This is a genomic window from Streptomyces sp. NPDC044704 (assembly GCF_056433525.1).
Window position 1 is genome coordinate 109,749 of sequence record NZ_JBWKGY010000021.1, and the last position, 19,264, is coordinate 129,012.

Annotated in this window: 22 protein-coding genes and 6 pseudogenes; 16 read left to right on the forward strand and 12 right to left on the reverse strand. The window is 68.1% G+C overall.

The genetic code is table 11. The features are described from left to right. Window positions 1-243: 243 nt before the first annotated feature. Window positions 244-414, reverse strand: a pseudogene (locus AC07B0_RS34110) (MFS transporter); the annotation flags it as partial. 51 nt (window positions 415-465) lie between these two features. Here AC07B0_RS34110 and AC07B0_RS34115 point away from each other — a divergent pair. From AC07B0_RS34115 to AC07B0_RS34125, 3 genes and pseudogenes are all read left to right on the forward strand, one after another. Beyond that, a pseudogene (locus tag AC07B0_RS34115) lies at window positions 466-1,140 on the forward strand (AraC family transcriptional regulator); the annotation flags it as partial. A gap of 97 nt (window positions 1,141-1,237) precedes the next feature. Next, window positions 1,238-1,768 carry an SCO4651 family lipoprotein gene (locus AC07B0_RS34120; protein ID WP_478899825.1) on the forward strand — a complete coding sequence of 177 codons (531 nt, stop codon included), beginning with the start codon at window positions 1,238-1,240 and terminating at the stop codon, window positions 1,766-1,768. Window positions 1,769-1,868: 100 nt separating this feature from the next. Then, the gene (locus tag AC07B0_RS34125) at window positions 1,869-2,750 is read left to right on the forward strand and encodes a GNAT family N-acetyltransferase (RefSeq protein ID WP_478899827.1); all 882 of its coding nucleotides are present in this window, start codon (window positions 1,869-1,871) and stop codon (window positions 2,748-2,750) included. 150 nt (window positions 2,751-2,900) lie between these two features. Here AC07B0_RS34125 and AC07B0_RS34130 read toward each other — a convergent pair whose 3' ends face one another. Genes AC07B0_RS34130 through AC07B0_RS34145 form a run of 4 tightly spaced genes read right to left on the reverse strand, consistent with a single transcriptional unit; the run spans window position 2,901 to window position 6,703 of the window. Continuing rightward, the gene (locus AC07B0_RS34130) at window positions 2,901-4,298 is read right to left on the reverse strand and encodes an FAD-dependent oxidoreductase (protein ID WP_478899847.1); all 1,398 of its coding nucleotides are present in this window, start codon (window positions 4,296-4,298) and stop codon (window positions 2,901-2,903) included. Beyond that, on the reverse strand, window positions 4,291-5,487 hold the full coding sequence (locus AC07B0_RS34135; RefSeq protein WP_478899829.1) for an MAB_1171c family putative transporter: 1,197 nt from the start codon (window positions 5,485-5,487) through the stop codon (window positions 4,291-4,293). The genes AC07B0_RS34130 and AC07B0_RS34135 overlap by 8 nt, the downstream gene beginning before the upstream one ends. Next, window positions 5,487-6,071: a toxin gene (locus AC07B0_RS34140; protein ID WP_478899831.1), complete on the reverse strand. Its 585-nt coding sequence runs from the start codon at window positions 6,069-6,071 to the stop codon at window positions 5,487-5,489. The genes AC07B0_RS34135 and AC07B0_RS34140 overlap by 1 nt, the downstream gene beginning before the upstream one ends. Further along, window positions 6,068-6,703, reverse strand: coding sequence for a hypothetical protein (locus tag AC07B0_RS34145; protein ID WP_478899833.1), 636 nt, complete (start codon window positions 6,701-6,703; stop codon window positions 6,068-6,070). The genes AC07B0_RS34140 and AC07B0_RS34145 overlap by 4 nt, the downstream gene beginning before the upstream one ends. Window positions 6,704-7,845: 1,142 nt before the next feature. Between AC07B0_RS34145 and AC07B0_RS34150 the strand changes: the two genes are divergently transcribed. From AC07B0_RS34150 to AC07B0_RS34160, 3 genes and pseudogenes are all read left to right on the forward strand, one after another. After that, window positions 7,846-8,589 carry an ASCH domain-containing protein gene (locus AC07B0_RS34150; protein ID WP_469383094.1) on the forward strand — a complete coding sequence of 248 codons (744 nt, stop codon included), beginning with the start codon at window positions 7,846-7,848 and terminating at the stop codon, window positions 8,587-8,589. Window positions 8,590-9,017: 428 nt separating this feature from the next. Further along, window positions 9,018-9,149 (forward strand): annotated as a pseudogene (locus tag AC07B0_RS34155) (hypothetical protein); the annotation flags it as partial. Between the two features lie 27 nt (window positions 9,150-9,176). Then, the gene (locus AC07B0_RS34160; protein ID WP_478899848.1) at window positions 9,177-9,383 is read left to right on the forward strand and encodes a hypothetical protein; all 207 of its coding nucleotides are present in this window, start codon (window positions 9,177-9,179) and stop codon (window positions 9,381-9,383) included. 196 nt (window positions 9,384-9,579) lie between these two features. Here the strand turns inward: AC07B0_RS34160 and AC07B0_RS34165 are convergent, their stop codons facing one another. Then, on the reverse strand, window positions 9,580-9,942 hold the full coding sequence (locus AC07B0_RS34165) for a hypothetical protein (RefSeq protein ID WP_469383137.1): 363 nt from the start codon (window positions 9,940-9,942) through the stop codon (window positions 9,580-9,582). Window positions 9,943-10,425: 483 nt separating this feature from the next. On the opposite strand from AC07B0_RS34165, the gene AC07B0_RS34170 reads away from it, so the two are divergent. Both AC07B0_RS34170 and AC07B0_RS34175 read left to right on the forward strand, forming a co-directional pair. Next, window positions 10,426-10,716, forward strand: a complete 291-nt coding sequence (locus AC07B0_RS34170) for a hypothetical protein (RefSeq protein WP_469383098.1) — start codon at window positions 10,426-10,428, stop codon at window positions 10,714-10,716. 266 nt (window positions 10,717-10,982) lie between these two features. Beyond that, entirely contained in the window at window positions 10,983-11,297 is a 315-nt protein-coding gene (locus AC07B0_RS34175; RefSeq protein ID WP_478899850.1) for a hypothetical protein, read from the forward strand. 118 nt (window positions 11,298-11,415) lie between these two features. Here the strand turns inward: AC07B0_RS34175 and AC07B0_RS34180 are convergent. After that, window positions 11,416-12,039 (reverse strand): annotated as a pseudogene (locus AC07B0_RS34180) (transposase); the annotation flags it as partial. Window positions 12,040-12,465: 426 nt separating this feature from the next. Here AC07B0_RS34180 and AC07B0_RS34185 point away from each other — a divergent pair. Beyond that, window positions 12,466-12,621: a hypothetical protein gene (locus AC07B0_RS34185; RefSeq protein ID WP_478899835.1), complete on the forward strand. Its 156-nt coding sequence runs from the start codon at window positions 12,466-12,468 to the stop codon at window positions 12,619-12,621. Window positions 12,622-12,747: 126 nt separating this feature from the next. Here AC07B0_RS34185 and AC07B0_RS34190 read toward each other — a convergent pair whose 3' ends face one another. Together AC07B0_RS34190 and AC07B0_RS34195 are read right to left on the reverse strand one after the other, a co-directional pair. Then, window positions 12,748-12,999, reverse strand: a complete 252-nt coding sequence (locus AC07B0_RS34190; protein WP_467300675.1) for a hypothetical protein — start codon at window positions 12,997-12,999, stop codon at window positions 12,748-12,750. Then, window positions 12,999-13,220, reverse strand: coding sequence for a hypothetical protein (locus AC07B0_RS34195; RefSeq protein WP_158721263.1), 222 nt, complete (start codon window positions 13,218-13,220; stop codon window positions 12,999-13,001). Before AC07B0_RS34195 ends, AC07B0_RS34190 begins: the two co-directional genes overlap by 1 nt. A gap of 426 nt (window positions 13,221-13,646) precedes the next feature. Between AC07B0_RS34195 and AC07B0_RS34200 the strand changes: the two genes are divergently transcribed. From AC07B0_RS34200 to AC07B0_RS34210, 3 genes and pseudogenes are all read left to right on the forward strand, one after another. Continuing rightward, the gene (locus AC07B0_RS34200; protein ID WP_478899838.1) at window positions 13,647-13,949 is read left to right on the forward strand and encodes a hypothetical protein; all 303 of its coding nucleotides are present in this window, start codon (window positions 13,647-13,649) and stop codon (window positions 13,947-13,949) included. Window positions 13,950-14,005: 56 nt separating this feature from the next. Further along, window positions 14,006-15,073, forward strand: coding sequence for a DUF6292 family protein (locus tag AC07B0_RS34205; protein ID WP_478899839.1), 1,068 nt, complete (start codon window positions 14,006-14,008; stop codon window positions 15,071-15,073). A gap of 33 nt (window positions 15,074-15,106) precedes the next feature. Beyond that, window positions 15,107-15,589 (forward strand): annotated as a pseudogene (locus AC07B0_RS34210) (hypothetical protein); the annotation flags it as partial. Between the two features lie 169 nt (window positions 15,590-15,758). On the opposite strand, the gene AC07B0_RS34215 reads toward AC07B0_RS34210, so the two are convergent. The 3 genes from AC07B0_RS34215 to AC07B0_RS34225 are packed head-to-tail and all read right to left on the reverse strand — an operon-like array spanning window position 15,759 to window position 17,197. Continuing rightward, complete coding sequence (locus AC07B0_RS34215; RefSeq protein ID WP_469383113.1) at window positions 15,759-16,091, reverse strand: hypothetical protein; 333 nt, start codon at window positions 16,089-16,091, stop codon at window positions 15,759-15,761. Between the two features lie 29 nt (window positions 16,092-16,120). Then, entirely contained in the window at window positions 16,121-16,489 is a 369-nt protein-coding gene (locus AC07B0_RS34220) for an STAS domain-containing protein (protein ID WP_356877519.1), read from the reverse strand. A 54-nt stretch (window positions 16,490-16,543) separates the two neighbouring features. Further along, window positions 16,544-17,197, reverse strand: coding sequence for an HSP18 transcriptional regulator (locus tag AC07B0_RS34225; RefSeq protein ID WP_478899841.1), 654 nt, complete (start codon window positions 17,195-17,197; stop codon window positions 16,544-16,546). 182 nt (window positions 17,198-17,379) lie between these two features. Here AC07B0_RS34225 and AC07B0_RS34230 point away from each other — a divergent pair, with 182 nt between their 5' ends. The 4 genes and pseudogenes from AC07B0_RS34230 to AC07B0_RS34245 all read left to right on the forward strand — a co-directional run. Then, window positions 17,380-17,814 carry an Hsp20/alpha crystallin family protein gene (locus AC07B0_RS34230; RefSeq protein ID WP_356877517.1) on the forward strand — a complete coding sequence of 145 codons (435 nt, stop codon included), beginning with the start codon at window positions 17,380-17,382 and terminating at the stop codon, window positions 17,812-17,814. Window positions 17,815-17,943: 129 nt separating this feature from the next. Further along, window positions 17,944-18,339, forward strand: a complete 396-nt coding sequence (locus tag AC07B0_RS34235) for a DUF2267 domain-containing protein (protein WP_469383117.1) — start codon at window positions 17,944-17,946, stop codon at window positions 18,337-18,339. Window positions 18,340-18,391: 52 nt separating this feature from the next. Beyond that, window positions 18,392-18,838, forward strand: coding sequence for a DUF2267 domain-containing protein (locus AC07B0_RS34240; RefSeq protein WP_478899844.1), 447 nt, complete (start codon window positions 18,392-18,394; stop codon window positions 18,836-18,838). A gap of 312 nt (window positions 18,839-19,150) precedes the next feature. After that, window positions 19,151-19,264 (forward strand): annotated as a pseudogene (locus AC07B0_RS34245) (hydrophobic protein); the annotation flags it as partial.

Sequence of the window (19,264 nt, forward strand, 5' to 3'; positions counted from 1 at the left end):
GGGACCGGCCCGTGACCGGGACACCAGGGAAGTTGGACACGGCCGGCGCCGCGTTAACACAGTCAGAACCGAGCACCCTCTGCGAGTGGACCCTGTCCGCCTTCACCAGGTTCTCCACCTTGTGCGGGATCTTCGAGCCGCCGGCCACAAGCGGGATCTGCCTGATGGGGTCTGGTACCGCCTACAGGACACCGCTCTGCTCGATCGAAGAGATCTCCGGGCCAGCCTGAAGGAGATGCGCCGCTGGGCCACCGACGACAGCAGGGACGCAGCCAGCACGATGCCGGAGGCCACCGCGTAGGTGTAGTCCCGTTCGGCCACGAAGAACGGGATCAGCGCCGCGACGGCGCCCTGGTAGATGTCGACGCAGGCGTGTCCCACGGCCAGCAGGGAGATCGATGTATTCCTTCGCACGCTCCCATGCTGGGAGAAGCGCCCGGTGTCGCGCTTTCGGTAGATTGACAGGTGAGGCAGAAAGTCCGCCACGCATCCGTTGCGCCGACCCGGACCCAGCGCCTGGCCTCCGGCGGCGAGATCGATGCGCACCGCCATGACGATCACCAGATCGTCTACGCCGGCCGGGGCGCCATCGCGGTGACCACCGACGCCGGTTCCTGGGTTGCCCCCGCCACCCGCGCGCTCTGGATCCCCGCCGGCACCGTCCACCAGCATCAGGCACACGGCGAACTCGACCTCCACCTCGTTGGCCTGCCCGCCACCGACAACCCCCTCGGCCTGGACAAACCCGCCGTCCTCGCCGTCAGCCCCCTTTTGCGCGAACTGATCGTCGCGTACACCCGCGACCCCGACGACGACAGCCCACCCCACCTGCGCCTGCGCGCGGTCATGCTCGACCAGCTCGCCCTCTCCCCGGAACAGCCGCTACACCTGCCGGTTCCCACCGACCCTCTGCTCCGCGAACTGCACGACATCCTGCGCGCCGACGCGGCCGACAACCGCTCACTCGACGACCTCGGACGCCAGATCGGCGCCAGCGCCCGCACCCTCTCCCGCCGCCTCCGCGACGACCTCGGCCTCACCTACCTGCAGTGGCGCACTCAGATCAGGCTCCACCGCGCGCTGATCCTCCTGGCGGACGACATCCCCGTCACCGCGGTCGCCCACCGCTGCGGCTGGTCCCCCGACACGGGCGGCAAGCCGGTCCAGTTGAAGGGCTTCTACACCTGGTGGCGACGGCGTCGCCATGGAGACCGAGATGGCGGCGAAGGAGATCGGGATGGAACCGCTGGTAGCCGACGGTACGGTCACGGCGCGGCTCGTGGACGGCACGTACTACTACGGCGTCGACCCGGTGGCCTCGGGCCCCTTCGAGGGAAAGACCTGGCTGAAGGTCAAAGCCTCCGCGGTGCTGGGCGAAAAGGGCGCGGCCGGCATGAACAGCGTCAACGGTGACCCGACAGCGGGCCTGAAGACACTCAAGCACGCGAAGGACGTCACCACCGTCGCCACGGAAAGCGTCAACGGCAAGAACGCCGTCCACTACCGTGCGACCGTGCCCGCCGGCCAGGTCGCTTCCGACGTCGCCGACATGCAGAAGAACCTGGGCCTCCAGGGCGAGATCGTCACGGACATCTGGATCGACGACAACGGCGCTCCGGCCCGCCTCGACCAGAGCGGCGGCAACGTGTCCATGTCGATGGAGTTCCTGTCCTTCGGCACGAACAGGGCCGTCGAAGCCCCGCCGGCTGCCGACACCGCCGACATGACCGAGTTCATCAAGAAGCAGAAGCAGGGCGGCACGGCCTGACCCGTACGGCACCCGTCCCCGTACCACTGAGCCGGGCGGGCCCGGTCGCTCCCGTACCGCCTTCTGGACAGGCGGGCCGGACTTGGCCAGGGTCGTACCCGTGAGTCCCGTGCATGAGGTGGTCCTTCGTCCCTACGCGTCCGGCGACGAGGCCGCGGTGCTGCGACTGGTGGCGGCCGACCGGCTGCCTGGCCAGCCGGTACCGGATCCGGCCATGCTCGCCGAGGCCCTGGCGGGCCGCTCCCCGGTCGACGCGGGATGGTGGGCCGAACTGGAGGCGCCGCGGACCTGGCTCGCGGTGGACCGGGACGGGGCGGTGACGGGTGCCGTCTCGTACGCGCTCCGGCCCAGGGACGGCACCGGTCAGCTCCTGTGGCTGCACTGCCGCGAGGACGGGCCGGCCGCCGACCTGCTGGTCCGCCATGTCCTGACCGTGTTCGGTACCCGCAGGGTGGAGGCGTTCCACTTCGCCTCCGCCCTCTCCCAGGGCCTCGAGGCACTCCCGGCCGGCCACCGCCCCGCAACGGTGCGGGCGTTGGAGCATGCCGGGTTCACCGGCGAGCGGCTCTGGCGCTACATGCGCGCCGCCCTCCCCGCCCCGGCCTTGCCCCGCCTGGCCCACGTCCGGGTGGGACCTGACCCGGAGGGCCGGCCGGCCCGGCGCCTGGAAGCGGAAGAGGGGGGCCGGGTGTGTGCCGAAGCCGTGGTCGGCCTGCCGCTCCAGGGAACCGCCGTGCTGTGGTGGATCCAGGTGGAACCCGGGTCACGGGGACGCGGTACGGGCCGGGCCATGCTGGGCTCGGCTCTCGATGTGGCTGCCGGACTCGGCGCCACGGAGGTCATCCTCTACGTGGACGACGACGCCCCGCCCGGCGACGACAGGGACCGCACCGCGGCCAACGCCCTCTATGAGAAGTCCGGGTTCATCGAAGTGGACCGGCTGTATTCCTACACCCGGGCACCCCACCCTGGGGGCAGATGATGCGCGCCACGGCCGGACCCGTACGCACGTGATTGCCGACTGACAGGGCGGCGGGACGACCCAAGGGAAAAATGGCGCGGCTCCATCCGGCATGATCCTCAAGCTGCCCGCTTCCTTGAGGGTGCAGCCCGATCTGCGCTCTCGGGGGCCTCAGGCGGCGACGGACTTCCGTTCGCGTTCGGAGAGCGGAGCGGCATCCAGGTAGGCGAGTTTCCGGCCCGTGAACATGTGGCGCAGCATGTCGGGCTTGAACAGTCGGGAGGGCGGCCGCTCCATGCTCATGACGTCCAGGAGAGCACTCAGGGCATGCGGGTTGCGTGCGCCGGCATCGACGGCGCGGTCGATGAAGGATGCGAGGAATTTCTCCAGCTTTGTCGGCGGCTTCCCGCTGGCCCCCGGATAGAAGACGTCCTGACCCACCGCCAAAGCCCAAGCGATTCCCACCGGACGTGCGACGGCTCGCTGAACGCGGCGCGCCGTTCCGCGGCTACCGAGCTCGTGGCTGTGGAGCACGTCTCTGAGTGCGACGGCGCATTGGGCCGAAACGGTCAGTCCGTGTCCGTAGACGGGGTTGTATCCGGCGACGGCGTCGCCGAGGACAGCGAATCCGGACGGCCAGTGCGCGGCCCTCTCGTAGAATCGCCGCTTGTTGGCGGTGCTACGGGTGGTGACGACATCGGCGACCGGCTCTGCGTTTGCGAGCAGTTCACCGATGACGGGATCGCTCAACGAATTGGCGAAATCCAGAAAGTCGTCGTTCCGATTCGAGGGCTGTCCGCCGCGGGTGCCGGAGAGGGTCACCATCCAGCGTCCGTTTTCGATCGGGATGATGATGCCGCCTCGGCCAGGCGCGTCGCTGGGGTTCGCCTGCACGTTGACGAGCGGGAAACCGTCGGCGGTGCTGCCAGGCGCATGGTAGATGCGGCTCGCATAGCCGACGCCGGCATCGACGACACGCTCCTCCAACGCCGGTACGCCCAGGTTTTTCAGCCACGTGGGCGCCTGGCTGCCTCGTCCACTCGCATCGATCACGAGGTCTGCGGCCAGTGACGTTTCGGCGCCGGCGGACCTGATGCGTACTCCGGTCACCCAGCGCGCGTCACCCTCCAGAGCAAGGAGTTCGGTTTCCTGACGCAAAGTGATGCGGGGGTTCCGTAGGACTTCCGTGCGAATGGTCGCGTCGAGCAGATCACGACTGCAGACGAGGTTGGTGTGGCGGCAGGCGTCGAAGCGGCGGAACCACTGGCCGGAGGGGGCCTTCGAGACGAGACCCGCCATGACCGGAACGCGACGGGCGCCATGGGTGACGAGTCGGTCGACGATGCCGGGCAGGAGTTCCTCGAATGCCTTGACTCCGCCAGACCACAGCAGATGGCCATGGCGTGCTTGGGGAAGTCCTTTTCGAGGCTCGGGGCCTTCGGGCAGTGCGTCGCGCTCGATGATCGTGACGTCGGCGAAGTCGGCCAGAACGGCTGCGGCAAGCATGCCCGTCATTCCTCCGCCGACCACTATTGCCGTGCGCCGCGGTGCGGTAGAGCCTTCATCCATCGGTGTGACTACTCTTTCTGTTTTCTGCGAGCCGTCGAACGGCTTCAACTCGTGACGGGGATCGGAGAGCGAGCGAAATCGGTTCCACGCTGATCAGTTCACTGCTGATCGGGGCGGAGCTTTCAACGTCCTCAGGCCTCTTAGCGCTGCGGAAGAGATCGACCGCCACAAGGATGTCGATCGCGCCGGCCATTCCCCGCGCGTAGTGCTCCTCGTACCCGGCCTCCAATGCGGAGTGGAACGCGGTACGGCGACGCTGGTCGTCAAGGTGAGGCGCCAGGAGCAACAGACCGTCGCGAATGTTCGTCTGTCGTCGCATCAGACGCAGGGGGAAGGGGGAGAACTGGCGGACGCGGAGGGGCACGGGCGACGGGTCGATCGAGTGGAGCAGCCGCCACAGCGGCCTCAGACGGCGGTAGGTCGCATGATCAGTCCAACGATCCCGCAGGAACGGGCCGGCTTGGGGCAGGATGAAACCGAGGGCGACCAGAATTCCGTTGAGCAATGCGAAGTTGGGGGCGATGTGCAAGCTCAGAAAATCCCAGTCGGGGGTGCCGAACCAGCGGGCGGCGAGCGCGCATAGTTTTGTGACATCGAAAACGAGGCCGCATGCATAGCCTGCCTGAAGGAGGCGTAGACCCGCTCGTAGCCAAGCCGACTCGAGTTCCTTGACCCAGGGCAGGATCAGCCGGACCGCGGCCATGGCTGAGGCCATGTGGGCCAGCAGGTAGAGGAGAATGTGCTCCCGCATCCATGGCGTGGTGGCGTAATAGGTATCGAGATCCGTTATGCGCTCGGTGGGGACATCGGCCATGAAGAACGAAACCCAGAGGGCCGCGATTATCCCCATGTGAATGATCCACACGCGGCGTGTGCGCCGAAGGCGCTGTGGTCCCGGTCCGTCCTGCCATGTGATGAGCATGCTGAGGCAGCAGCCGCCAAAGCCGGTGAGCAATGAATATGTCCATGGTGCGGCGACATTCGGGACGCCGACGAGTGTATTGATCCTGTGGACGGAGGTGGGCGCGATGGAGAGGAAGATCAGCGTCGCCAGGAACAGCATCAGGCTGGTCGAGCGGACATTGGGATCGCGAAAGGCGCGCCTGAGGGTGGGCAGCTTGATGAGTAGCGCCACCATGAAGAAGACGGCGGGCACCATATACGGGATGCGTAAGTCAGTTGCTTCCATCAGCCCATTGGTCCGCTTCTGGCCGTGAGTGATGAGGCTATTCGGCCCGCCCGAGTTCGTTCGGTAATCGTGTCGCGGGCGCGTGGACCGGGTAACCACGACCGGAATCGGCTGCCGACGAGCAGGCCGAACTCCTCGGCTCGTATCTCAGCCTGCACATTGTGATCGGCCTGTACGTCCGAGCGTGCCGCGATCCTGAGCAATTCCCCCCAGGGGATGTCGTCATCCGTACCGAAGCGGCGGGCGGCAGCGGCGACCGGTATTCCATGATGGCCGCAGTCTCCGCTCTTGATGTGCCACAGTTCGTGCCCCAAGATCGTGAGCTGATGCTCCGGCGGTGTGCGCTGTTCCACGATGACCAAAATGAACTTGTCGCCCTCCAGCGTGAGACCCGAGGCCCCGGTACTGTCGGGGAACGGGCGGATCCTCAACCTGATCGGTTTCTTCATCTGTTCCGGCATTTGCTCGGACATGACGTTGCACAGCGTCTGCATCAACTCTTCCGGCTCGGCAGGAAACTCCAGAATCCTGGCGGTCTCCCTGGCGAGATCTGCGAGTAGGGTCTTCATCGCCCTGGTGCTCACTCGTCGCCGTCCTCGTCGATCCACTCGCGGATCTTCTTGGCGAGAGTGGTCTTTCTCGCAGGCGAGAGGGTCTTGGCGCGGGTGGAGGTACCTGACAACCCGAGTTCCTCCATGATCTGGTTCATGGGGTCGTTCGGGGGGTATTCAAGTCGACTTTGGTTGGACAGGCGTTCGAGTTCCATGAGTGTTGACTGAAGTGCCCTGTTCAGCAGCTGTGACTTCGTCGCCCACAGGAACCCCTCCTCGGTCCCGAAGAACTTCTCGAAGTATTCCTGCAGGGGAACTCCGTGTTCAATGGCCGGCACCTTGGCGCCGAGGCACAGCTGTCGCACCCACTCGGGAGACAGGCCGAGCTGAGAAGCGATCTCCCGGCGTACGTCGGTAGCCCGCCTTCCCGTCTCAGCCACGAGCTTTTCGAAGAGGATCTTGACGCGCCCGCTGACGCGTTCGTTGATGCTCTCTTCTGGAAGTTCCTCACCCGCCAGCAGCCTGTTGACCTCCCCTTCCGTCAACAGAGTGCGGCTGGAGAGCGCGGAGACGTCGACGACCTCGGCGCGGTCGAGGCCCCTCTCGGTGATCAGCGCGTCAAGCCGTGCCAACGTCTCGCTGAGAGGGGGGTGGGGCTTGCTCACCGATGTGCTCCCAGAGTTGAGAGTGACGACCAGGTCGCTGGTATGTGGTGCGACCATACGTCGCCGATTCGGCCTGCGGCCAAGCTTCACCAACGATCGTGGCCGGATCACCAACGATCGTGGCTGGATTGCCAACGACCGTTGACAGTCGCACAGTTGGGGAGCAGGATCGTGGCGCCGACGAAGATCCCAGCGCGGTTTCACAGCCTCATATCCTGGCATGCCCATGCAAGCCACTTCTGGCTCCCGGCTGCCCGGCAACACCTCTATGGCGCCACGCCTCTGCGAGCGAACCGTGGGAAACCTCGCGGGGCTGGCAACTGCTGAGCGGCATTTGGACCACTTGCACATGCCCTGACCAGCGGCAAAGCAGGGACAACGAGAATCTCGGAATCTCGAAAGGGGTTCCCGGTCCGCCATCAGCGCGGGGAGGACAGGCTGTTCCGGCGATGACGGCCTACCAGTGGCATGCCTGCCCCACCCCCGAGGTTGTCGCCACCGATTGGCCGTGCCTCCAAAGATGCAGGGACGTGCCGCTGCCGGATCCACCGCAGCGACGGAAAGAGCAGCAACCGGGCTTTTAGCCGCCAATTCTTGGAGCGCGACGTGCGAGCCAGTCAACCGATGACGGTCGTCTGCCCTACGTTGCCACGGCAGCGTGGTCAGCCCTGCACCTTCCTGACCGGTTCTCGCGCCGGTATGTCCCGGACGGCGATACGGGCCTGCTGGGCGGTCGGCCTCGTCGCCCTTTCAGGCGAAGTCACAGCGGCCGCAGACGAACTCGCGGTCGGCGAGCAACGGGTTGGGCTTGGCCACGCGGACTAAGCCGCCCGGGACGTATGGCAGTGACCGCCGAAAGCGTTCCGGCCACCGATTGCGACGTCACCGACGCGTTGGCGCCGCGGCACCAAGCTCCCCTGCCGCGGCCCGGGATCGTCGTCCGTCACCACGCCCAGCCTCAGCCAGGGCGCTCCATCCCTGCCCACGGAACCACCATGGGGCCCAGTCAAGGCGAGCCGAAATCCCGTGGAGCCCTCCTGCATGGCGTGGAATGATCTTGGCGACTGCTGACCAAAGGGAAGGCCGAAAACGTGTACGTACCGTCATCTGCACGAGCTCTCGATGATGACGAGCGTGAGCTCGTGGAGCTGGCACGCCGCACCATAGACGCGCATACGGACGCCGGGCCCGACGAAGACGGGATCCACACGATGGGGGCCGCGGTCATGGCCGCCGACTACCGGATGTTCGCCGGGGTGAACCTCTTCCACTTCACCGGCGGACCCTGCGCCGAACTCGTGGCTCTGGGAGCCGCACGAGCCCAGGGCGCCCGCCAGATGCGCTGCATCGTTGCCGTGGGAAACCACGGACGGGGTGTCATCGGCCCGTGCGGGCGCGATCGGCAGGTCTTCGTGGACTACTACCCCACCATGCGCGTCATCGTGCCGACTCCCGCGGGGCCCAGGTCCGTTCTCGCCGCCGACCTGATGCCGCTGACTCAGCGATGGACCCCGGAAGGCATGAACGGTCTCGACCCCTCGCTCTACCAAGACCCCGAGACGGCCGGTCCCCCGATCATCCGGTTCAACCCCCGCTACCTTGAAGCCGTCCGCTCCGGCGCCAAGACCAAGACCACCCGCTTCCGGGACCCGGCCCAGCTCGGGCCGGCACGGCTGGTGTTCGAAAGCGACCCCGAAGTCGTCCTGCCGGCAGAGGTGACCGGCATCAGGCACTGCCTGGTCAGCGACCTCACCCACCAGGACGCCCAAGCCGAGGGGCTGACGACCGCGACCGAACTCCGGGAAGGCCTCAAGAGCCACTACCCGGATCTGGCGGGAACCGACGAAGTCGACGTAATCACCTTCCAGCTCAACCACAACCGGTGAGCCCGTCACTGTCCTGTCCCTGACCCCCGAGGCGTACGAGGGCACCGGCGGCCTACCCCTCGACCCCACCTGGCCGGACGGCGCAAAGCCCGAAGCCATGCGGAAGCCCCGGCCACGGCCTCGGGATCATCAAGTCCAGATCGACAGCGGTCAGCTTGCAGATCGGCAACCTCGACCAGAAGATCGACGCCCTCGACATTTCTGGACAGGTCTTGGGGAGCGACGCAGGGCGTCACCTTGGTGTTCGATTGCGAGGGGATGGGTCCCGCGAGACCGCGTACGCCTACCTACCCGGCAGCCGCAGATGACGCTCCGTCTAGTTCTTGGTCGTCCCTTCCGCGGTCGGTTCTAGACGGTAATGGTGCTGGTCATGCAGACCGGCGCACCGTTCTGGGACTCGCTGGTGTTCGGCGGGAGCGACGATATGGATGTCGAGGCGGGGTTACAGCCGCGTCGGCACGATCGAGGTGGTGGCGAGAGGGCGCCCGGCCGGGGCTGCGTGTCCGGACTGCGGCCAGTTCTCGGGACGGGTCCACGACCGATACCAGCGCAGGCTGACGGACCATCCACTCGCAGAGCAGGGATTCGTGATCCGGCTGACGGTCCGGTGCTTCATCTGCGGAGCGCCGGATTGCCCGCGCCGGACGTTCGCCGAGCCGTTCGCCCGGCTGGCCGCCCCGCACGCATGGTTCACCACGCGGCTCGACCATTCCTTGGAGCCAGTGGGGCTCACGCTGGCCGGGCGGCAGGTGCTCGGCCGGCCGCCAGGCTGGGGTTCGGAGCCGGCCGAATGACCTTGCTATACAGGGTCATGGCACCTTGTCCGAGACCTCGACGCAGTGTCAGCGGGGCTCCGGCAGCATCGAGGGCGCCGTCAACCGAATCAAGAAGATCAAGCGGCAGCCCTACGGCCGAGCTGGATTCGAACTACTCCGAAAAATGATTCCCGCTCCAGTAACGCCGCAACGTGGCGATACGGACTGGGCGGCCTTACTCGGCCACCGTCGAAGTCTGCCGCGCATAGACGTTCCGGCCGCACGGCTGCGGGCAACTGCAGGCCCCGACCGCCACGAGCTCCGCCCGCAGCGCCTCCGAGGCATTGGGGTGATGAACGATGCGTTCACGAAGAATGAACCATCTTGTGCCAGCCTTCTTCGCCTCCAGATCGGCGAGCCAGCGCAGCGCAGTTTCCGGCAGGTTTGGGTTGATCAACGCATTCCACTGAACCGACGAATCCACGTCCCGTGCGAGCCGATCCAACGCATCAGGTGGTGCCAGGAGACTGCGCGCCGTCCACAGCCGCACCGGTCGAATCTCATCGACCGCGAGCGAACGCAGACGCTCAGCGGTCACGTCCGGACTTCTTGCCTCAAGGACGCGGCGGTATCCACTAAGACGTTCGGCCTGGGTTCGCACAACTCGTCCTCTCACGGGCCTGATGATGCCACGGGCCATCGGCCGCAACGCAGGAGATCACCGAGCCGCAGATCGCACGCCGATATGACGCTCCGCGACCGCTCCCCAAGATCTGTGCCAGAACCTTCAGGCGAGAGCACTTGTTGGTGGGTTTCGGCATCACGCAAGTGGGCGATGAGCGCGTGAATGTTGGTGGGAAGTGAGAGCATCCTCGGGTGGTGGGGGCGCGGTCACTAGTGCGATGCCGGCTGCGTTCGTGGCAGGATGGCGGCATGTTGATCAGAAAGGGCGATGCCGCGTAGGCGCCCGAGGGCCGTCCGCGTTGAACTGTGGCGGCCTGGCAGACACGTGGTGGTAGGGCGGATCCGGGGCGTTTCCGCGAAGACTCGTGCAGCCGTCCGCCGTGTCGAGGACGAGCAGATGTGGCCTGGTGCGGTCGTTGACGCGCTCGCCCGTTTCGAGTGGGCCTTCAGGCAGCCCGGCCGTTATCTGAACGCATCCCCGGTCTGGCAGCCTGGACTGGAGGTGGAGTATGCCCGCGACGATCTGGAAGAGGTCATGTTTCACCTCCCTCACGGTGCCCGGCGCGATCTCGGTCGGCTGGTCGCTCGTATTGACGATGAGTTCGAGCGTCGCACTCTGCCGAGTCCTGGGCTGGTGAACGCCTTCACGGTGGGCGGCTGGTGGTGGGCAAGGATCCGTGAGCACTGACCATGCTCACGCAGCCTCGTGCGCCCCAGGTCAGCTCGTGGCCAGCTGTTGGAGTAATTGTCAATAACCGTGGATTGGTTGACCTTGGTCAGAGGTGCGAAACGCGTCGAGATGGAGTCTGGAGTTTGCGCGTGTGAGGCAACATCCAGACGACGTCTGGCGCCGGATCGGTTGAGGCCCCGCCGTGCTGCACGACGCCCCGACAGAGGCACATCAATCTGTGCGCGAGCTCGTGCGGCGGTACAAGACCTGAAAAGCTGCATTGCATGGCCATAGCAAAAAAGGGCACGCGGGTTGTTGTCGTCGACGGGGAGCGCTATCGCTGGGTGGTCGCGCCCGACGACGAATCCGGCGTGGCGATCGTCGTCCTGCATGAGGAAGTTGCTGGACAGCGCATGGTGACGTGGGTTGAGCACGGCGTGGTGGTCGCACCGGGGTTGGTTGCCGGAGCCATCCGGGACGCGTTGCTTCACCACGGTTGGACACCTCGGCTACGTGGCAGGCAGCTCACGTTGCGGTGTCTGGGCAGGAATCCGGCCCCTGCGAATCTGAGGCTGGTCGCTTGGCCGCCCGCGGCGTGAGGGAGCGGCTCGTCGACGGTCGAGCTCGGTCAGGCAGCGGCAGGCGCGGGCCGCTCGACCAGCTGACCACGTTCAAAGCGGGCTCCGGCGCGGACCAGGGCGACGAGTTGGGCGCCGTCGCGACCAGTTCCTTGGTGCCATCGGCTCGGACCCCGATGACGACCAGGACGGCGGCCTGTGTCTCGTCCAGGGGTATGCGCAGGTGGATGCCGTCGACCCAGACGTAGACGTAGTCGGTGCCGGACAGGTCGCGGCCCTGGAAGGCGGTATGGCCAGCCTGCCACTGCTGGGTGAGCCGGGTGACGGTGGCCGACTACAGGCCCGCGGTGGAACCGAGAAACTGCTGCATCGCCGGAACGAAGTCGCCCGTGGACAGGCCGTGCAGGTACAGCAGGGGCAGCACTTCGGCGATCTCCGGGGACTTGCGGCACCAGGGCGGCAGGATGGCCGAGCAGAACCGCTGGCGCTCGCCGGTGGCCTTGTCGAGGCGCTTGTCGTTTACGCGCGGGGCCTTGACCTCGATCATGCCGGCCGCGGTGGTGACTTTCCGGGGCTGGTGGTAGCCATTGCGGACCACCAGACGTCGCCCTGCCCCATCCTTCTCATGGGCCAACTCGGCGATGTAGGAACTGACCTCGGCCTCCAGGGCGGCGGCCAGGATCCGCCGGGCGCCCTCGCGGACGATCTCGTCCGGCAGGGAGCCGTCTCGCGTGGAGCCGTCGGAATTGACTACGGTGAGCACGGGCATGCCTTCCCGACCGGCGCCGCGAACGCGGGCCCACTCGATGACCATCACGGGATCATCCGGGAAGGTACGCCCTCCGCGTTCCTCCCCGAACCGATCCACAGGTCTTGAGCATTACTCCCGCGTGTGCCAGCGCTCGCGTTTCGCATCCGCGCCGAGGCGAAGACCCCGTTGATCTCCGGCACCGACCAACCATCGGCCCGCAGCAGTACCGGCTGCCCCATCTGCGTACCGTGGGCGTGTGCCCACTCTGCCAGCGTCGGCAGGCCCACCAGCACCGGATCGGCCGCGTACCACGACACCTCCCGACGCGGGTTGCACCAATGCACCTGCCACCGAGTCAACGGACCGGCTCCCCGAGCCGCCACGTCCCGCTGATCGAACGCGGCTGGCCGCCCTTCGAGGGCGCCTGGGCGCTGCACGGTGACCGCCATCGCTGCCGATGACGCCCTCGACGCCAACTGGTGGGCCCTCGGCTCCCTCGAACAGCTCGACGCCGAGATCACGGCCGCCGGACGTACCCTCTACGCCGCGCACCGGCCGCTTCTGCGGCGCGCCCTCGACCAGCTGAACCGGTAACCCGCGGCCCAGAACGAAGCCCAGAAGCCCGAGAGACCGCTGGCCCGGTCCTGGCCCGACGGACAGAGCCCCGGACGCGAGGTCCGGGGCTCTGCTGCGACCAAGTGCTCGGGGCCGCCCGGGGAGTCAGTCGGTCTCGACGTAGGCGACGAGGACGAGCGTGCCCAAGGCGGTCGGCACGTACAGGATCCGGACGCCGTCCTCGCGGTGCTCACGGATCGCACCGTGCTTTGACAGCACGCCGATCTCCGGATCTTTCGAGACGGCAGCCAGCACCGGGTCGAGGCGGAGCCGCTCGGCCTCCGTCATCCTCTCGATCTGCTCCTGCGCGACGTCGTAGAAGACGATGCGCGCGCGCCTGGGCGCGTGTCGGCCCATCAGGCGACGTGCGAGGTGGGAGCGGAGTCGTCGAGCGGGGGCTGCCCGAGCTTGTCGCGCAGTTCCTCCCAGGAGGTGACGGCGTCCAGGTCGACACCCTCACCGGCCAGGCGCTCCAGAACATAGGCGATCCGCGGGTCGCCGTCAGCCATTTCCCGCGCATCGGCCCGCAAGGCCTCCTGTTCGGCCGGGTCGAAGACGATCCGCATCGCGGCCTCCAAGTCGTAGATGCTGCAACGAGGCTAGCGCAGACGCGCTCTTCCGGAACCCGGAAGGCGAAGAGGTGTGGAGACCGCCGCCCGCTGAGCGGGGGCGGCGTGTGGCCGGCGGAGATTAAAGCGGCCGGCGCCCACTTCCGCCGAGGCGGGTGGCAAGGGCGCCGGCCTGCCGAAAACACACACTCCGGAAACCCGAGAGGCGTATCTCGCCTCCAAGTCTATCTGTACGAGGCGGCGTTGCGGGTCCCCCACTTGCCGTCAGTGATGGAAGCTAGGTAATGTTGTCTTGTTCGCGGGTGGTGGCAGCCCGCGGCACCGAACGCACACCCCCACCCAGGAGGCCCCACGCTCTCCTCCCTCACCCACTCCGCCGGCAGCGCGAGGCAGACCGCGGCCGCAGCATCCGCGTGGCCGGCCACCGCCGCGGCTGTGGATGCCGAACTCGCCCACCTTGCCGAGCTCCTGGCCGAAGCCGCCGTCACCGCCGTCACCACCGCGGGCGTCCTGGCGGCTCCCGACCTCGCCGGCACCCGGGTGCGCACCACCAGCAACCCGCCCCATGCCCTGCGCGTTATCGTCGCCGGCCGCCTCACCCCGCACGCCAGCGCCGGCAGCGCCTTCGCCCATCTCCGCCCGCTCATCGAGGCGGCCGCCCGCCCCTGCGACGGATGCGGCGCCGAGGCCGGCAAGCCGTGCAGTCCGGACCGCCTGCCCGACCCCACAACCGACTGAGACCCCCCGCCGGCCGGCCGCGACCAGCGCCCCGCCCCGTGATGAAGGAGAAGCACATGATCCGCGCCGGACGCCTGCAGTACGTCCAGACCATGACCGACCTGGCCGACGCCCTCGGCAAGAAGCTCACCACGCTCCGAAACCAGAAGCCCTACGCGGCAGAAAGCCACCCGGCGCCCATCAGCTCGCCCGACGCCCGTAACCAGCTGTGGGACTCGGAGCAGACCAAGGCCTACTACGCCGGCGAGCCCATTCCGGAGCTGCCCCAGGTAGACGACGACGAGGACCTCCTCGACCGCCACGAGGCCGCCCAACTGCTCGACATCGCCCCCGTCACCTGGAACACCTACAAAAGGGACCCGTACCTGGCTGCCGGCGTGGTCCTCGTGCCTGAAAGCCCCAAGGGCACCGAGCACTGGCCCCGCCGCCTGGTCCTCGTCTACAAGGACAGCCGGCCGGGCCGCGGTGCGGGCGGCGGCCGCCGCGAGGGCAGCGGCGACATGATCCCCCGCGACGAGATCCTGCCGCGGATCGCCGAGCTCCTGGACGCCGACCCCGCCGTCACCGTCGAGACCGTCTCCGACACCCTCGGCATCACCAAGTTCCCCACCGCGCGGTCCGGCCTGGCCACCCTGCGCGGCCGGCGCATCGCCGACCTCGTCGAAGAGCAGCCCGGCCTCGGCCTGAAGGACGCTGCTCTCCAGCTGGGCTACCCCGCCATCACCCACCGCGCCGCTGTCGCGTTCGCCGAGCGGGAGCTCCACGCCCGCAGTGCCCAGCCCTACCTGCAGCACACCGCCGACGTCCTGGCCGCGGCCGGCATCGCCCAGCAGGCCCAGGTGGAGATGCGCCAGCTCGACGGAGGAGCCGTGGCCGCCGCCGTCCTGCTCGACACCGACCAGCCGGCCGCTGCCGCGGTATGGGACTCCCGCTACGGATGGCGCACCGCGACCAGCCGCAGGCACCCCATCGGCAAGGACACCGACACCGCGCCCGAGGGCGAGGGGATCCGCTACCTGGGCAGCGGGCTGCAGCCCGAGCCCGAAGAACTGCTGGCAGCCCTGCTCGATCAGAGCCGCGGTACCAAGCGCCCCAAGGCCGGCACAGACGAAAGCGGCAGCTGAGAGCTGAGGAGGAGGCACGGCGCACGAAGCAGAACCCAAGCGCACAACCAGTACGACCGGATCAAGGCGGACGACCCAGACCCGGTTTGGGTGACGTACTTCGACGAGCCGAAGCTCATCGTCGACACGGGCATCGCGCACGGCCGTCTCGGCGAGGCCGCGATGGCCGAACCGTTGATCGCGGACGCGCTGGACCGGGAGGACCCCGCGAACCAGCGCGGTAGGGCTCTGCACGCTCTCTGGCTTGCACGTACGCAGCTCCAGCGCAGCAAGCTCGACCAGGCGTGCCACACGGCGATCGAGGCGCTGGTGCCGGCCGCAGCCGTGTCGTCCGAGCGGGTGACCGGGCACCTTCGCGAGTTCTGCGAGCAGCTTGCGCCGTATCGCGACGTCCCGCGCCCGGAGGGCGGCGAGCCGACACGGACGCGGGTTCCCCTGCCCCGGGGCTCTGGGGCGGCTGTTCGGCGGCGTGCTCGGCGGCGAGACGCTCACGGGAGCCGGGTACGGCCGGGGTGACGGTGACCGCGGGGCTCCCGTCTGACCGTTCCGACAGCGGATGGAGGCCGGGTTTCCAGCCGTTGAAGCCGTCGGCCACACGGACCGCACCGACCGAGCCGGCCACACTGGCCGCGCCGGCCGGATGACCGGCGGCGCGGGACGAACTGCCCCGCCCCTGCCGGGGCCGTTACGGCTCGTCGGTGAAGGTGTCGAGGACGAGGAGCCATTCGTCTTCGCGGGTTTCGACGGTGAAGCCGGCACCCCGCAGCGCGGCGGCCAGCGCGAGGCCGAAGGCGCGGCGGAGCCCGGACAGCTCGGGGTCGGGGTCCGGGGGCTGGTTGCGGCGGGGTTCTGGTCTGCGGGGCGGGGTGATGTCCTGGGGTATCCAGCCGATCATGACGCCGCGGGCGTGCTCGATGAGGTGCACGCCTTCCGCGCCGGTGGCGATCTCCTCGAAGCCGAGCTGGGCGAGCGCCCACCGCACCCGCACCAGCAGGACCTCGGCCTCCTGGTCATCCATGGCCGGTGTGTATAAGGGTGAGGGTGTGCTCACGTGGGCTTTCCGTTGGACGGGGGTGTGTGGAGGGGGAAGAGGGGGAGGGTGCCGGTGATGTCCAGGAGGCGCTGCATCTGCCGGTTGGGGGAGTCCAGGCGGATGTCGATGCCCGCTTTCTGGGCGGTCTGCCGGGCGACGAGGAGGGCGTTGAGGCCTGCGGAGTCGCAGAACGTGAGCCGGCTGCAGTCCAGGACGAGCGGCCTGGCGGGGGTGGCGTGCCGCAGTGCTTCGGCCAGCGCGCGGCTCAGGTGCGGGCCGGCGGCGATGTCGATCTCGCCGACCGGCCGCACGGCCACCACGTGGTCCAGTACGTCCACGCTCACGCCGTTCTCACCGGCGGCCCCTGACGGATTCACGGTCATGACAGAGCACCCTCTCGAAAGGCCGCGCCACGGCGGCGCGACACGGGCTGGAGATCAGGTTGTCCGGGTGTTGCGCTGGTCGTGGCTGTCCTGGCGTAGCTGGTCGGTGTGGCGGGTCAGCGCGTCGATGCGCTCGGCGAGGTCCGCATCCTGTGGACGCAGATGCTCGCGGGCTCCGCTGAGGGGTTCGACGAGCCGGGCCACGTCGTTGTCCGCGAGCGCCTGGTCCAGCTCCTCCATGGACGCTGCCGCACCGGGCGGCAGGTCACTCAGTGAGCTGACCTGCCCGGCCAGACGGCGCAGGTCCGCGGCGTTGCTGCGGGCCCACGCGGCGACGGTGCGGTCCGCGGCGCGGGAGTTCCGGGTGGCCGCGACACGCTGTTCACCGGTGCTGCCGGCGGCTCCGGGGCGCAGGCGCAGGTAGCGGCGTTCGGCGGCCTGGCGGCTGGCCACACCGAGGGGGCCGGCGAGGTCCGCCCAGCTCGCACCGTTCTCCCGGGCCGCCTCGACCAGCCCGCTCTCCCACCCGGCCAGCTGCTCACGGACCTCACGCAGCATCGTCAGCGCCGCCAGGGCCGGATGAGGGCCGGATTCGGGTGAGACCGAGGGCTCGCCGGGGGCTCCGAGGCCGGCGTCTTCCAAGGCCTGGCTGATCGTCTCCAGCGCGGTCACGGCCGCGTTGAGGCTGAAAGGTTCTGGCTGCCGCATGGCACCCTCCGCGATTCCAGTCGCCCTTCAGGTGACATCTACTAGGTCACCCAGTACACGACATTCTCCAGGTCACTCTTTCAGTGACACTCTGCTTGTCATCGTCTGGATGACATGTTACAACGGATGCACGTTGAAGCGCATTGGCAGTTTCTGCCTGAACCAACTGGAGGTGTTTCGCGATGTTGATGCGCACTGACCCGTTCCGCGAGATGGACCGGATCGTCCAGCAGCTGTCGGGTACGTCGGGCACGTGGTCGAAGCCGTCCGTGATGCCGATGGACGCCTACCGCCAGGGCGACGAGTACGTGATCGCCTTCGACCTCCCGGGTGTGGACCCGGAGGCGATCGACATCGACGTCGAGCGGAACATGCTGACCGTCAAGGCCGAGCGCCGGCCCACGGGCAAGTCCGACGGCGTGCAGATGGAGCTCTCCGAACGGCCCCTGGGCGTGTTCTCCCGCCAGGTGATGCTGGCCGACACCCTGGACACCGAGCGCATCGAAGCCGACTACGACGCGGGTGTCCTGACCCTGCGCATCCCGATCGCCGAGCGCGCCAAGCCCCGCAAGATCAGCATCACCGGCCAGACCGGCCGCAAGCAGATCTCCAGCTGAACCAGCCCCTCCAGCGCGGCGGGGGCAGGGGCCACCCAACCCCCTCCCCCCGGGCACCCCGGTCCCCGCCGCCGCCCCTTTTTCTTCCTCTCCTCCTTCTTCTTCGTCCTCTCCCGTGGGGGTGACGTGATGTCGATGCGTCGGGAAGCCTTTCTCGCCCACGTCCAGGAACGCGGCCAGTACGCGACGCGCGACGACGCCGAGCGCGTGGCGCGCGTCGTCCTGGCCCTGCTGGGCGCGCATCTGATCGGCACGGTGCGGGCCGAGCTCGCGGCCCGGCTCCCCGAGACCTACGCCCTGATCCTCCTCAACCCTCTCCAGGCCGCCGAACCGCTTTCACCTGAACGTTTCGTCCGCGCGACCGCTGCCTGGATCGAAGGCGCCACTGAGAAGACGGCCCTGTGGGACATCGGCGCGGTCCTGTCCACCGTCGCCGCCGCGGCGGGCGACGGACTGACCCACGAGATCCTGCTCCAGCTCCCTCCCGGCTACGACCTCCTCTTCGGCCACCCCCAGCCCACCTGACCCGGCCCCCCGGACGACCCCTACGACCTGCACAGAAAGGCAAGCCACCGTCATGTACGAACAGACCCGACCCGACCGGAGTCCCGCGGCCATGACGTACGACCAGATGCTCGAACGCGTCCGCTACGAAGGCGCTTACCCCACGCGCGAACGCGCCGAGGAAGCCGTCCGCAACGTTCTGAGCGCCCTCGGGCGGCAGCTGACCGGCGACGAACGCGTCGACCTCGCCCGCCGCCTGCCCGCCGAAGCCGCCCTCGCCCTCACCTCCACCCACCCCGATGCCGGACAGCTCACCGGCTGGGGCTTCGTCAAAGAACTCGCCGCCCGCACCGGCGTCAGCCCGGCCGTCGCACGCTGGGACACCGGCGCCGTCCTCGCCCCCGTCGCCGCCCTCGCCGGCCCCGGCCTCCTCGCCCGCATCCTCCAGCAGCTCCCCGACGGCTACGCACTCCTCTTCGGCCAGGCCCAGCTCGGCCAACACCTGCCCGCAGCCGCCTGACCTGACGAAGCCCAGGCCCGTCACCGGCTCCGCATGACAGGCCCATCGAGCGGATGCGGTACTCGTCTTCCGGGTGTGCAGGACCGGACTGTCGAGATGGAGCCGGGCGTGGGACGCGCCACCACGGGCTGTTCGGCCTTACCGACATTCCGCAACCTGAGGGTTCCAGGTACTGCGAACCTGTGCTGATGGCGGCGCGCTGTGAAATCGACTGCGGCGGATACGCGTGCCGGCACGCCTGCGATGCGGGGACGTGCGTGTTCCCGCCAGTGCCGATAAGAAACAGGTAAGTTTCCCGCGCATGAGCGGAAGGTGCGGGGGCATTCGGTTCTCTGGAGGTTGATAACTATGGTTCCCCTGCTTCTCGTTCTTCTGCTCGCTCTGCTTCTTTTCGGTGCCGGTTTCGCGGTGAAGATTCTCTGGTGG